Annotated in this window: 15 protein-coding genes and 5 pseudogenes; 10 read left to right on the top strand and 10 right to left on the bottom strand. The window is 38.7% G+C overall.

Annotated features, from left to right (window positions below; all coding sequences use genetic code 11):
- Positions 1 to 153: 153 nt before the first annotated feature.
- Both K6984_RS24555 and K6984_RS24550 read right to left on the bottom strand, forming a co-directional pair.
- On the bottom strand, positions 154 to 1,320 hold the full coding sequence (locus K6984_RS24555) for an IS3 family transposase (protein ID WP_087870166.1): 1,167 nt from the start codon (positions 1,318 to 1,320) through the stop codon (positions 154 to 156).
- Between the two features lie 1,027 nt (positions 1,321 to 2,347).
- A pseudogene (locus tag K6984_RS24550) lies at positions 2,348 to 2,698 on the bottom strand (ISL3 family transposase); the annotation flags it as partial.
- Between the two features lie 57 nt (positions 2,699 to 2,755).
- Between K6984_RS24550 and K6984_RS36585 the strand changes: the two are divergent.
- The 6 genes and pseudogenes from K6984_RS36585 to K6984_RS24535 form a co-directional block, all read left to right on the top strand.
- Positions 2,756 to 2,995: pseudogene (locus K6984_RS36585) on the top strand (helix-turn-helix domain-containing protein); the annotation flags it as partial.
- 105 nt (positions 2,996 to 3,100) lie between these two features.
- Positions 3,101 to 3,229, top strand: a complete 129-nt coding sequence (locus K6984_RS34915; RefSeq protein WP_263458596.1) for a hypothetical protein — start codon at positions 3,101 to 3,103, stop codon at positions 3,227 to 3,229.
- A 27-nt stretch (positions 3,230 to 3,256) separates the two neighbouring features.
- Positions 3,257 to 3,382: a hypothetical protein gene (locus K6984_RS34910; protein WP_263458605.1), complete on the top strand. Its 126-nt coding sequence runs from the start codon at positions 3,257 to 3,259 to the stop codon at positions 3,380 to 3,382.
- A 1-nt stretch (position 3,383) separates the two neighbouring features.
- Positions 3,384 to 3,908, top strand: a pseudogene (locus tag K6984_RS24540) (IS630 family transposase); the annotation flags it as partial.
- Positions 3,909 to 3,921: 13 nt separating this feature from the next.
- A complete protein-coding gene (locus tag K6984_RS34905) occupies positions 3,922 to 4,050 on the top strand; it encodes a hypothetical protein (protein WP_263458596.1) in 129 nt (42 codons plus the stop codon).
- A 165-nt stretch (positions 4,051 to 4,215) separates the two neighbouring features.
- A complete protein-coding gene (locus tag K6984_RS24535; protein ID WP_420831712.1) occupies positions 4,216 to 4,371 on the top strand; it encodes a hypothetical protein in 156 nt (51 codons plus the stop codon).
- A 299-nt stretch (positions 4,372 to 4,670) separates the two neighbouring features.
- On the opposite strand, the gene K6984_RS24530 is transcribed toward K6984_RS24535, so the two are convergent.
- Positions 4,671 to 4,829 (bottom strand): hypothetical protein, encoded by a 159-nt coding sequence (locus K6984_RS24530; protein ID WP_221897821.1) that lies wholly within the window; start codon positions 4,827 to 4,829, stop codon positions 4,671 to 4,673.
- A 12-nt stretch (positions 4,830 to 4,841) separates the two neighbouring features.
- Between K6984_RS24530 and K6984_RS24525 the strand changes: the two genes are divergently transcribed.
- Positions 4,842 to 5,084 (top strand): hypothetical protein, encoded by a 243-nt coding sequence (locus tag K6984_RS24525; protein ID WP_221897820.1) that lies wholly within the window; start codon positions 4,842 to 4,844, stop codon positions 5,082 to 5,084.
- Here K6984_RS24525 and K6984_RS24520 read toward each other — a convergent pair.
- The 3 genes from K6984_RS24520 to K6984_RS34900 all read right to left on the bottom strand — a co-directional run bounded on the left by K6984_RS24520 (position 5,056) and on the right by K6984_RS34900 (position 8,146).
- Positions 5,056 to 5,961 carry a hypothetical protein gene (locus K6984_RS24520; protein WP_221897819.1) on the bottom strand — a complete coding sequence of 302 codons (906 nt, stop codon included), beginning with the start codon at positions 5,959 to 5,961 and terminating at the stop codon, positions 5,056 to 5,058. The two genes, K6984_RS24525 and K6984_RS24520, sit on opposite strands and share 29 nt — an antisense overlap.
- The gene (locus tag K6984_RS24515) at positions 5,962 to 7,245 is read right to left on the bottom strand and encodes an AAA family ATPase (RefSeq protein WP_221897818.1); all 1,284 of its coding nucleotides are present in this window, start codon (positions 7,243 to 7,245) and stop codon (positions 5,962 to 5,964) included.
- Between the two features lie 772 nt (positions 7,246 to 8,017).
- Positions 8,018 to 8,146: a hypothetical protein gene (locus K6984_RS34900; RefSeq protein WP_263458596.1), complete on the bottom strand. Its 129-nt coding sequence runs from the start codon at positions 8,144 to 8,146 to the stop codon at positions 8,018 to 8,020.
- Positions 8,147 to 8,245: 99 nt separating this feature from the next.
- Between K6984_RS34900 and K6984_RS24510 the strand changes: the two genes are divergently transcribed.
- From K6984_RS24510 to K6984_RS31655, 3 genes and pseudogenes are all read left to right on the top strand, one after another.
- Positions 8,246 to 8,398 (top strand): hypothetical protein, encoded by a 153-nt coding sequence (locus tag K6984_RS24510; protein ID WP_221897817.1) that lies wholly within the window; start codon positions 8,246 to 8,248, stop codon positions 8,396 to 8,398.
- A 364-nt stretch (positions 8,399 to 8,762) separates the two neighbouring features.
- Positions 8,763 to 8,894 (top strand): annotated as a pseudogene (locus K6984_RS31660) (IS6 family transposase); the annotation flags it as partial.
- A 109-nt stretch (positions 8,895 to 9,003) separates the two neighbouring features.
- Positions 9,004 to 9,141, top strand: a pseudogene (locus tag K6984_RS31655) (IS6 family transposase); the annotation flags it as partial.
- 129 nt (positions 9,142 to 9,270) lie between these two features.
- On the opposite strand, the gene K6984_RS24500 reads toward K6984_RS31655, so the two are convergent.
- From K6984_RS24500 to K6984_RS24490, 4 genes are all read right to left on the bottom strand, one after another.
- The gene (locus tag K6984_RS24500) at positions 9,271 to 9,549 is read right to left on the bottom strand and encodes a hypothetical protein (RefSeq protein WP_221897816.1); all 279 of its coding nucleotides are present in this window, start codon (positions 9,547 to 9,549) and stop codon (positions 9,271 to 9,273) included.
- Positions 9,550 to 9,829: 280 nt separating this feature from the next.
- Positions 9,830 to 9,958, bottom strand: a complete 129-nt coding sequence (locus K6984_RS34895; RefSeq protein ID WP_263458596.1) for a hypothetical protein — start codon at positions 9,956 to 9,958, stop codon at positions 9,830 to 9,832.
- Positions 9,907 to 10,044, bottom strand: a complete 138-nt coding sequence (locus K6984_RS24495; RefSeq protein ID WP_221897815.1) for a hypothetical protein — start codon at positions 10,042 to 10,044, stop codon at positions 9,907 to 9,909. Before K6984_RS24495 ends, K6984_RS34895 begins: the two co-directional genes overlap by 52 nt.
- A 37-nt stretch (positions 10,045 to 10,081) precedes the next feature.
- Positions 10,082 to 10,408 carry a hypothetical protein gene (locus K6984_RS24490; protein WP_221897814.1) on the bottom strand — a complete coding sequence of 109 codons (327 nt, stop codon included), beginning with the start codon at positions 10,406 to 10,408 and terminating at the stop codon, positions 10,082 to 10,084.
- Positions 10,409 to 10,699: the final 291 nt, after the last annotated feature.

Below are 10,699 nucleotides of genomic sequence, written 5' to 3'. Positions count from 1 at the left end.
AATCAGATAACTAAAAAAATATGGCTCTATGTGAATCCTAGTGGGTAGTGCGATAATAATACCATGAATAATGAATCTTTATTTAGTATGGCTTTAGGCTATAGCACCCCAAAGAGTCAAGACAGATTTTTCAACAATCCTTATTCCATATTCCTAAGCCGCTTCATTCTGCTGTTCATTAGCTAAAATACTTTCTCTATATACATTCATTGGTTTTTTATAGTCCAGGGTTTCATGAAACCGTTGATGATTATAAAACTCAATATAGTCATCAACATCTTCTATTAACGCTCTAATTGAACCATATTCATTTAAATAAATACGCTCACATTTTGCACTTCGCCAAAACCGTTCAATACAAATATTATCCGTTGCTCGTCCTTTTCCATCCATAGAAATAGTAATGCCTTTGTTTTTTAGTCGTTGGGTATGAATTTCACTGGTGTATTGACTGCCTTGATCCGTATTAAAAATTTCAGGTGTTCCGTAGAGAGAAAGCGCTTCATCTAATACATCCATAACTAAAAAAGAATCCATTGTGTTTGATATTTTATGGGCGAGCACTGCTTTTGAGTGCCAATCAATAATCGCCGCTAAATAAACCATCCCTTCTTTGGTTTTAATATAGGTTATATCTGTACTCCAAACTTGGTTAGCGTGTGATATATCAAGATCTCTAAGCTTATAAGTATATTTTTTATGTTCTTTTATGGGGATCGTTGTATTGACTTGTTTTACCGCTAATACGGCTTTCAAGCCCATCTGCTGCCGATAACTCGCCACCGTGTTTAAACTGACTTTAAAACCACCTTCAAGCAACTGCTGGTGTACTTTAGCCGCACCATAAATAGGGATGTCTTTAAAAATGTGATTAATCTGAGTTTTGATCTCTTCTTTCTTTTTATTCTCTCTTTTTTTGTAATAGAGATTGCTTCTATTTAATCCTAATAATGCACACTGCTGTGTTAGAGGTAGAGTGTTAAGCTTGGGCTCAATCAACTGTTTTCTATCAGATGAGTCCAAGCTTTTTAGCTTTTTTTCGAGCCACTCCTTTTCAACCGTCATTTTTCCTACGATTTTTGTGAGCATCTCATTTTGTTCTTGAGCTGCTAATAGATCCTCTTTGTAATCTTTAACGGCTTTGGAGGGCTCCATTGCTATTTCTGCATTGTCTAAGAATATTTTTTTCCAGTTTTGTAGGTTCTTAGGTGTGATGTTATTTGCACTGGCAATTTCTTGCAGTGTTTTTTCATTCTTTAAAACTTCTAATACCAACTTGCTTTTAAATTCAGCACTGTAGACCGTTCTTTTTCTGCTCATTTTAATACTCCAATTTTTTACAAATAGTAACTAATTTGGAATAAGATTGCTTTGATTTCTTGTCTGGATTTGCTGGGGGATTATACTTTTATCTTTCTAAGCTATTGATTCATCGGTTTAAGCGATTTTTTGTCGAAAAATTCTCTTTAAAATCAATGGTGTTTTTTTTGAAAGTTTTATAGTGCCATTTATATTATTTTTGTCGATAAATTCATTGACTTTTGTCAAAAAAATCATCATTATTTGAGTGTAATTTACATTCGACAAAAATACTCTAAAAAATTCAACATTTTATACAAAAAACACAAAATCTGTAGTGCCAACTGGCTTATTTTTAAAATTTCAACCAATTGATTTATAACAACTACATCATCAATAGTGACGAAGATGGGTTAGGGCCAACAGCATCATTAAAGTATTGTTCTGCTGGGTGAAGGTAAGAGTTTGATGGCAATGGGATGGAAAAACTTGAACATCGAGTGTTAATTTATATAGGCGTAAGATTGTCATTTTTGGCTTAAATTTAACTTTGCGAAGGTATTGTGCTATAGTAAAATAGAATTTTTTTAAAATTCTATTTATAGTGAGTGAATCTATTCCCTCTTAAATCTTAGACAATTTTTTTTGTAAGGAAAAGAAAATGAAAACTGAAAATAAATTTTCAAAAAAAGACTTAGAGAAAATTCGTGGCCTTGTAAAAAACATACAGGCGAAAGAACGTAAAAATGGCATTGGACCAATGTCATATACACGCTAATTATTTCCAATAACTGAAGTTTCCCAATTATTGAGTAGCTGAAATACACAATGCTGGTGTATCGAGGTTTATTTTAGGTGGTTTTGCCATGTTTATAGCAAACCCCTACTTAATTCCCCTTAGGCAATAGCATTTGAAACGAATGAAAAGACTATTTTTTTCATATAGTTGTAGCATAGCTTCAATTTTACCATAAATAATTATTGGGAAACTTCAGTTTCCAATAATATACGTGATGAAATACAAATTTCATCACGTATATTATTGGCTCTATGTGAAATACAGTGGGTAGTCGAATTTTAACTTACCACAAAGAAAGTAAATCATATTGATAAAATTATTAATATTACGATAACCTCTTGCTCGCCGTTTGGCCAGTTGGACCTTGCTATTAATTCCCCCAAGAATTCCATTTGTAATCTTCGTTTCAACGAAATGAATAATGCCAGACCAATGGCTCCGAACGGTCTTTACAAACTTCATAAATGCTGAGATTTTAGGTTTTTCTACTTCTTCACACCACTGCTTTAGAAAGGCTTCAGCCGATACTTTATCGGGCATTGACCATAAATCATTAAAAAGCTCTTTCAATCGATATGCCTGCCCTAACGTAGGATATATACTCAAAATTATTGAAGGTGCTTGAAAAATTAATGAAATCAATGCAAGCTACAGATCATGAAAATTACACTGAGTTCAAAGGATAAAAAAGCGTTAGAGTTACATCACAGTAAAGTGCGTGATGTGCGCGAGAGCGACCGAATTAAAGCGGTCTTATTAAGCTCAGAAAACTGGTCAGTTTCTCAGATTTCTCAAGCATTACGCAAACATGAAACAACGATTCTTCGTCATCTCCGTGACTTCCAAAAAACACAAAAATTGAAACCTGAAAATGGTGTTTCAAAGAGTTATTTGTCATCAGAGCAAACCGATGAATTAACAGGTTATTTATTAGGTATTACCTATGTCCATGTACACCATATTGTTGATTATGTCGTCAAGACGTTTGGGGAGTCGCTATTTTTGCGAAAGCTTGTTTTGGGCATCCCAGCCCAAGCAAGCAGCAAAAACTTAACGCGACCACTTATGCCTCCGGCGGCCCCGATTCGTCCTCGTCACCTCGTCCCGACCCAACAAGGGGTCGGAACATAGGCTCCAAATGACTTGACGCCGTGTCGGATGGCCTTTTATTTTGTCTCCACCTTCGCTAACGCTCAGACTCCGACAAAACAACGGCCCTACGGCTATCGCGGACTAAAAATCATCACTTCGCTTAGGCTACGTTTCCCTGATTTTCAGCGATAGCGTTCAATACAGTGTCTCTGGCATGACTCAATGGTTACATCAGAATGGATTTAGTTATAAACAGCCTAAAGGAGTTCCACGCAAATTTAATCCTGAGAAACAGGCTCAATTTATCCATGACTATAAAAAGCTCAAGGCTGAACTGACAGAGGATGAGCCTTTATTGTTCATTGATGCCGTTCACCCAACGCAAGCGACAAAAATAACATCCGGTTGGATTAAAACAGGGGTTGATAAACCCATTGAAACCACAGGCAGTCGGACACTCCTAAATATAATCGGAGCCATCCGATTAGGGTATTTATCTGAAGCAGTGACTGATCAATATAAGGCCATCAACAGTGAATCCATTATGGATTTCTTTGATCAAATAAAAGGATGCTATGCCTCCAGTTCTTGTATTAATATTGTCCTTGATGGAGCGGGATATCAGCGTTCAGCTCAAGTCGTCAATAAAGCAAAAGAGTTAAATATTAAGCTCCATTATTTACCGCCTTATAGCCCCAATTTAAACCCAATAGAGCGGGGAGTCGCTATTTTTGCGAAAGCTTGTTTTGGGCATCCCAGCCCAAGCAAGCAGCAAAAACTTAACGCGACCACTTATGCCTCCGGCGGCCCCGATTCGTCCTCGTCACCTCGTCCCGACCCAACAAGGGGTCGGAACATAGGCTCCAAATGACTTGACGCCGTGTCGGATGGCCTTTTATTTTGTCTCCACCTTCGCTAACGCTCAGACTCCGACAAAATAACGGCCCTACGGCTATCGCGGACTAAAAATCATCACTTCGCTTAGGCTCCGTTTCCCTGATTTTCAGCGGCGGCTCTGGAAAGTGATGAATGAACAGGTTAGAAATAATAAATATTTTGCGACTGCCAAGGAATTCAGGAATCAAATAAATCATTTTTTTGATGATATTTTGCCTGAAATAGCTGAATCTTTAAATGGAAGAATAAACGACAACTTTCAAGTGCTCAATTCTGCATCTTGAAGTCATTTGGGTATAAAAGCCTTGATAAGCCTTTTACTATTCTTGTTTCACGCTGCCCCCCAGTAGGTAATGAATTTGAAAATCTGCGCTTAGGGCTTGCTGCTCATGGGCTTGTTTGTCCTTATTCGACCAATAACAGGAATGTCTTTACAGTGCTTTATGAGCTCTCTTGTGGCGAGGTTAGTTTCACGGCCTCAATTGATAGGAGAACACTGATGAAATTTTTAGAAAATTTTTTTCGGCAATTGCAAGCTTTATTTGAAATTATTTGTTGTTCTTTTACGGTGCCTACAGAGTGTCTATTTGCTGTTATAAGTGATTAAAATCAAAAATATGGAAATACAGGCGCGCCATGCTACCTCACGGAATTCCGGGACTCCTGTCGCCGTAATTCGTTCACCTACGCAGCGAATAGGAGATGCTCCAGCCGCCCTGCGTCCGCCACAGACTGAGCACAAAGCAGCTCAGTCATGGCTACCACAAATGGCTCTACGGCTATTCGGGATAAAATTTTAGCCTCCCTCGCGCGCTATCGCGCACTTCGGATTGGCAAATTTCCCTGCGCCTTCTGGAGACTATCAGCCCGTCCGGGGCTGACAGCGTTGGAGTGGTGCCACCTTCAGGTAGGTTATAGGCTGCTTTGTTTAGGTACTTCTTCTTTCAATGGGAACACTGATGTGATTTTCAGCGAATGTCAGCGATTCTATCTTTGATATATTGAACATCATCACATTGATAATATGATTGAATCAAGGATTCAATCGTTTTATATCCCTTAAATCCATCTTTGAGCCTATACAAACAATTATCAAAATCTCCTGAATTGCACGACCTGCAGGTTTTAATCGAACCTTCTTCACACTTTGCCTGCAACCCTTTTATACAATTAACTAACTCCCGTGAAAAGATACCTATTAACCATTTACCTTTCGATATACTTTTTAGCGTATCAATACAGTGGTTAATGCCACGATCGGCTGCAAAATAATCTAAATCGTGCTTTTTATCTGATAGGTATTCTATAGTCTGAGGCTTGATTTCATAACCAAAGTTACTTGAATATGAAATTGTTCCTGAGTAACCTGGAACTATAGAGTTGCGTAGAGCCTCCAAAGACAAATAGTATAGATCTGAAAGCTTTGCCTCTATTTCATCCATCATTTGAGTGCATAGCTCATCACTAACCAGATCTAGATTCGCTTTTATAGTATTACTCAAGCAACAGGAAATGATCTGATCTGATACAAAGTGACTTTCGATAGAGTAATACTTAAGAACAAGAAGTGGCTCTATTCCAGGAAGTTCTTGCCTATAATCTCTGACATCTTTATCAATGATTCCTAATATATGATTAGATAGCGTATGCGTGTCATTTGGCAAAGAGTTTAATTCTTGAATCGCTGAAATAACCTGATCGCTCCCTCCGGAAAAACCGTCGATATGTTCTATCGCATAAACTTCCACACCACATGACTCTCCCATATTGCTGTAAATAGATATGTCATTTATACCTTCTACTATAATTACTGGTTTACCTGTCATAATAGCTTCATTAAGAACCTCATCTATTTCATAACAGCAGCCACTCATTTAATCTCTCCAGACTTTTAGCTCAGAAAGATATTTTCTATTTCTCTTTGCCAAAGCAGGCGAGTGCGATGCCACTATTATTTGGGTGCTAGGCAGCAACATGGAAAAGAGCTGCATAAGTTCTCGCTGCCATGTAATATTTAGGGAAATCTCAGGCTCGTCAATTATCAGAAAATCCCTTCCTTGGCCTCCCAAGAGCACTAAGGACAAAAATGTTAAAATATGCCTCTCACCGCTTGATAGCTCGTCAATAGAGTGTCTTTCATTACCTATTTCAATATAAACCTCATTTCTGCTAAAGACTAATTTCTTATCATTAATAAGGTAAGCATTAAACTTATTTACAATAAGACTAATAGATCTGAGCATGAGATTTTCGACTTCTTCCAGCTCATCAATCATGTTTTGGAATAGCTTACTTAACAAAGAATTCCCTAGAATATTATCTAACTCCCCGGGCTGATCAATTTTTTTTAGAATATCCACAATTTTATTTTTTAAATTGCTATTCTCATCACCGTCATTTAGAGCTTCAATAATTCTATCTTTTCTTTCTAATATTCGTTTTCGAAGGGAACATTTATCTGTATCTGTGCTTTCCGCACTACTATTTTCTACCTCGATAGCAACAGCAAGCGTATCAAAAAGGGCCCTTTGAATTTTTTCAGTAGCTATTAACCTTGCGTCTCTATGGCGTTTCAACAACATCTCTTCGATATTGTTCATTTTTATATTCTGGAGATATAAGTGTTTTTTGTCAAAGTCGAAATCTAATCGCCGACTTCTACGTTTGCCAGCGTTCCTTCTCGTCAAGAACAATGAAAGCTCTTCAGATAGTTCGTATAGATGATTCTTTTGCGATAGTTCAATACCGCGAAAACCTCTCAATAAGTACCTATGTCGCTGAAAAAACATCATTATAACTTCTGGTCCAATTATTAAAGGTTGAGTGCTAATCCCCCGCTCAACTCCTAAGGAAATCGATTTAGAGTTAACCAAACAACTGGCTTCAAAGTCACTCCAGTCGTAACCTTTTTCGTTAAATGTGACACATATAGATTTAGGATTACCTTCATCCACTGCATTACATATAATTTTTTTTATTCCGATGGAGGATAGCTCGTCATTATTTTGTGACAAGAATGAGTTTATGGCTTTGAGAAAAGTTGTTTTCCCACAGCCGTTGTCGCCATAAATCACTGTGACATTATCAGATGAAAACTCTACTTTTGCGTATCTGTTTTCGGCTTTGAAGCCGTGAAACTCAATATTATCAATCCTCATAGATTTTCCGTTTGCATGTATTTCTCATTGAATAACAAGTTATTGTCTCGATTAGTTATCATACACTCTAACTTTCTTCAAACACACTCCATTTCTGAATAGTGTAGCCAGAGAGGTTTATGACCTAAACCCTGCAAGCCTGTGTTGGAAGCTAAAATATAATTTGTTTTATACGATAGGACTGTAACCTGTTTTTATGCAACCAACGGACAAGACATCCTCTAGGAGAAAAACTTTCTCAGGCCATCCGATAAATTAGTGGGAAAGTCAGGTGCCATATGACATTCGCGAGAATAATCACTTGAAAAGTCACTTTCTTTTTAGTTGAACATGCTAACCTTCTTTGGCTGAAATTTAATCTTATGATCGTAGGTAATAGGCTGGTTTTGGGTTTTGCGACAGAACCTACTTTTTTAACATGGGTTTTATTAACCATGGCATGAGATTTGTTTTTTAACAGCCTTTTTTAACATTATTAACTATAAATAAGGTCTTGTTAATGGTGATTAGCTGTGTTTATGGAGATGTTAAAAAAACACTTGTTTTTTTGACATAAACTATTGGAGCAATCAGTCATTAATAATCTGTTGATTTGCTGGCTATTTTCTTTTTTGCAAATCAATCGCTGAAAATCAGGGAAACGGAGCCTAAGCGAAGTGATGATTTTTAGTCCGCGATAGCCGTAGGGCCGTTATTTTGTCGGAGTCTGAGCGTTAGCGAAGGTGGAGACAAAATAAAAGGCCATCCGACACGGCGTCAAGTCATTTGGAGCCTATGTTCCGACCCCTTGTTGGGTCGGGACGAGGTGACGAGGACGAATCGGGGCCGCCGGAGGCATAAGTGGTCGCGTTAAGTTTTTGCTGCTTGCTTGGGCTGGGATGCCCAAAACAAGCTTTCGCAAAAATAGCGACTCCCCGAATTTTTTTTGTTTTTGGATTTTCTGAAAATCAATGTCGTTTTTTTTTGATTCTCCCCCCCCGCCCCCTATAGGTAACCCTGAATGTTAAAAGAGCAAAAAAAAATAAAAAAAGATTCAGGATTTTCCGTGCTAGTCATTTTTTCTATCATTTTTTTTGTGACAGAACCCAATAGAACTGCTCAATGTAAGATCACGGCTAGGATGCAACACAAAATACTTGCCGCCACTTCTTGATGAAATAGTATCCATCGGAGCAACTGTCCACTTCCATAGAGTTAACAGGTTTTAAAGTGGGAGAGTGAATTTCAGAGTCGAAATCTATTACGAAATCCTGAGCCTATTAAAAACACAAGTACAAACGATAGTACGCCCTGAAGTAGGCTAAAGAAATAGACCCCGTCCGGTATTATTGTTTCGCATGGAAATAACTTATCAAGAATAGCAATTGTGATGCTACGTCCGGCAGGGACGAATGAAAATACCTGAGATAAAGAATACAAGAGCCCGTAACAGAAAGGAAAATAATCTAAGCTAGACGGCTCTGTCGCAAAAAAGGATTTCCGTCTAAAATGGGACAAAATTTGGTTTTGAAAAAGAAATCATTCTCCTAAATGTCAGATGGTACTTGGCTTATCCGCTCAGTTATCGAAATCTTGAGGAAATACCTGAAGAACGAGGCTATCATGTTGACGACAGCACCCTTAATCGGTGGGGGATAAATTATGCACCTTAATTAGAGAAAGAATTTCATAAATAACCTGAGTTCGGGATAAGGAATTATAGCAAAGGCAATAAAACTGGTTCTGTCGCAATAATTATCAAAAGCGCAGACCTCCTGGCCAATGATGGGCTTTAAAGCGTTTCACTCCGCTCAAGCAACCATTGATGGAATTGAAACAGCACATATGATCCGAAAGGGACAATTGTCTGAGGAAAATATTCCTGCTTATAAGCAGTTTATGGCTTTAGCAGGATAGTTATGCCTGAAGACCAGGAGGGCTGCGTTTTTGATCATTATTGCGACAGAACCCTAAAAATCATCACTTCGCTTTGGCCCCGTTTCCCTGATTTTCAGCGGAAGCCAGAAACAAAAAAAACAGAACCAGTTAGACGTCATCTTTTACAGGAACTACAACAACAGATAATATGTGTCTTATTGCTGAAGGTATGATTGTAGTAAATATGTGCCTAATCTCGATAACTCTAAATACGTACCCTGATTCCAGATTGTGGTTACCCAAGTCAATAGGATTAATTTTGTCTCCAATTGCTACAGAAATTGGAGACAAAATTTCAAGCTCATGAAAAGCATCATTTATTATTGATTTCTCGTGAAACTCAATTCTATAGTAAACAGGTAAGAATTTTTCTTCTATTTTTTGCATTTGTAACTCCACACGATTATTTATGACAAATATATTTGTCACTAGATTAGCACAGAGTGCTGAAAACCGCAAAAATAAACTCACAGGCGGGCATGCTACCTCACGAAATTACGGGACTCCTGTGTCGCCGTCGCTGAAAATCAGGGAAACGGAGCCTAAGCGAAGTGATGATTTTTAGTCCGCGATAGCCGTAGGGCCGTTATTTTGTCGGAGTCTGAGCGTTAGCGAAGGTGGAGACAAAATAAAAGGCCATCCGACACGGCGTCAAGTCATTTGGAGCCTATGTTCCGACCCCTTGTTGGGTCGGGACGAGGTGACGAGGACGAATCGGGGCCGCCGGAGGCATAAGTGGTCGCGTTAAGTTTTTGCTGCTTGCTTGGGCTGGGATGCCCAAAACAAGCTTTCGCAAAAATAGCGACTCCCCGAAATGCGTTCTCCTACGCAGCGAACAGGAGATGCTTCAGCCGCCCTGGGTCCGCCACAGACTGAGCACAAAGCAGCTCAGTCATGGCTACCACAAATGGCTCTACGGCTATTCGGGATAAAATTTTAGCCTCCCTCGCGCGCTATCGCGCACTTCTGATTGGCAAATTTCCCTGCGCCTTCTGGAGACTATCAGCCCGTCCGGGGCTGACAGCGGAAGCAGCTGGCCATAAATCTGTTCATTGGTTTGGAGGAAACGGCTACCACTATCGACTACACTGATACAGCGTAATAACCCAAGGCGAATAAAGTCGATATCCTTCAACTCTGGGCATGAACGAGCCCACAAAGGATGACGCTCTGCTAACAGGGCACGCTCCATACTTTCATTGCAGTGTTGGTGAATATGTTCAGAGAGTGGTAGGTCTTTAAGCATGGGTGATATCCGTTTATGAGGTGATTAAAACGGAAATTTTTAGAAAAATTTTTTCGGAAAATGCAAGCTTTATTTGAAATTATTTGTTGTTTTTTTACGGTGCCTACAGAGTGTCTATTTGCTGTTATAAGTGATTAAAATCAAAAATATGGAAATATTCGAGTGGTGCTACCTTCAGGTAGGTTATAGGCTGCTTTGTTTAGGTACTTCTTCTTTCAATGGGAACACTGATGTGATTGGCAGAGATTTAGGGCGCTTAGGGCCAACAGCATCATTAAAGTATTGTTCTGC

Source organism: Bathymodiolus japonicus methanotrophic gill symbiont (assembly GCF_019721995.1).
In the GTDB taxonomy this organism is placed as follows: domain Bacteria; phylum Pseudomonadota; class Gammaproteobacteria; order Methylococcales; family Methylomonadaceae; genus Methyloprofundus.
The sequence above is the reverse complement of the archived record's forward strand: the minus strand, read 5'-3'. Positions and strand labels throughout refer to the sequence as shown.

What these genes read in the sequence shown, in the direction of transcription:
- K6984_RS24555 (WP_087870166.1), bottom strand. Translation starts at nt 1,320, where the DNA reads ATGAGCAGAAAAAGAACGGTCTACAGTGCTGAATTTAAAAGCAAGTTG.
- K6984_RS34910 (WP_263458605.1), top strand. Translation starts at nt 3,257, where the DNA reads ATGGCCTTTTATTTTGTCTCCACCTTCGCTAACGCTCAGACTCCGACA.
- K6984_RS24535 (WP_420831712.1), top strand. Translation starts at nt 4,216, where the DNA reads ATGAATGAACAGGTTAGAAATAATAAATATTTTGCGACTGCCAAGGAA.
- K6984_RS24525 (WP_221897820.1), top strand. Translation starts at nt 4,842, where the DNA reads ATGGCTACCACAAATGGCTCTACGGCTATTCGGGATAAAATTTTAGCC.
- K6984_RS24520 (WP_221897819.1), bottom strand. Translation starts at nt 5,961, where the DNA reads ATGAGTGGCTGCTGTTATGAAATAGATGAGGTTCTTAATGAAGCTATT.
- K6984_RS24515 (WP_221897818.1), bottom strand. Translation starts at nt 7,245, where the DNA reads ATGAGGATTGATAATATTGAGTTTCACGGCTTCAAAGCCGAAAACAGA.
- K6984_RS24510 (WP_221897817.1), top strand. Translation starts at nt 8,246, where the DNA reads ATGTTAAAAGAGCAAAAAAAAATAAAAAAAGATTCAGGATTTTCCGTG.
- K6984_RS24500 (WP_221897816.1), bottom strand. Translation starts at nt 9,549, where the DNA reads ATGCAAAAAATAGAAGAAAAATTCTTACCTGTTTACTATAGAATTGAG.
- K6984_RS24490 (WP_221897814.1), bottom strand. Translation starts at nt 10,408, where the DNA reads ATGCTTAAAGACCTACCACTCTCTGAACATATTCACCAACACTGCAAT.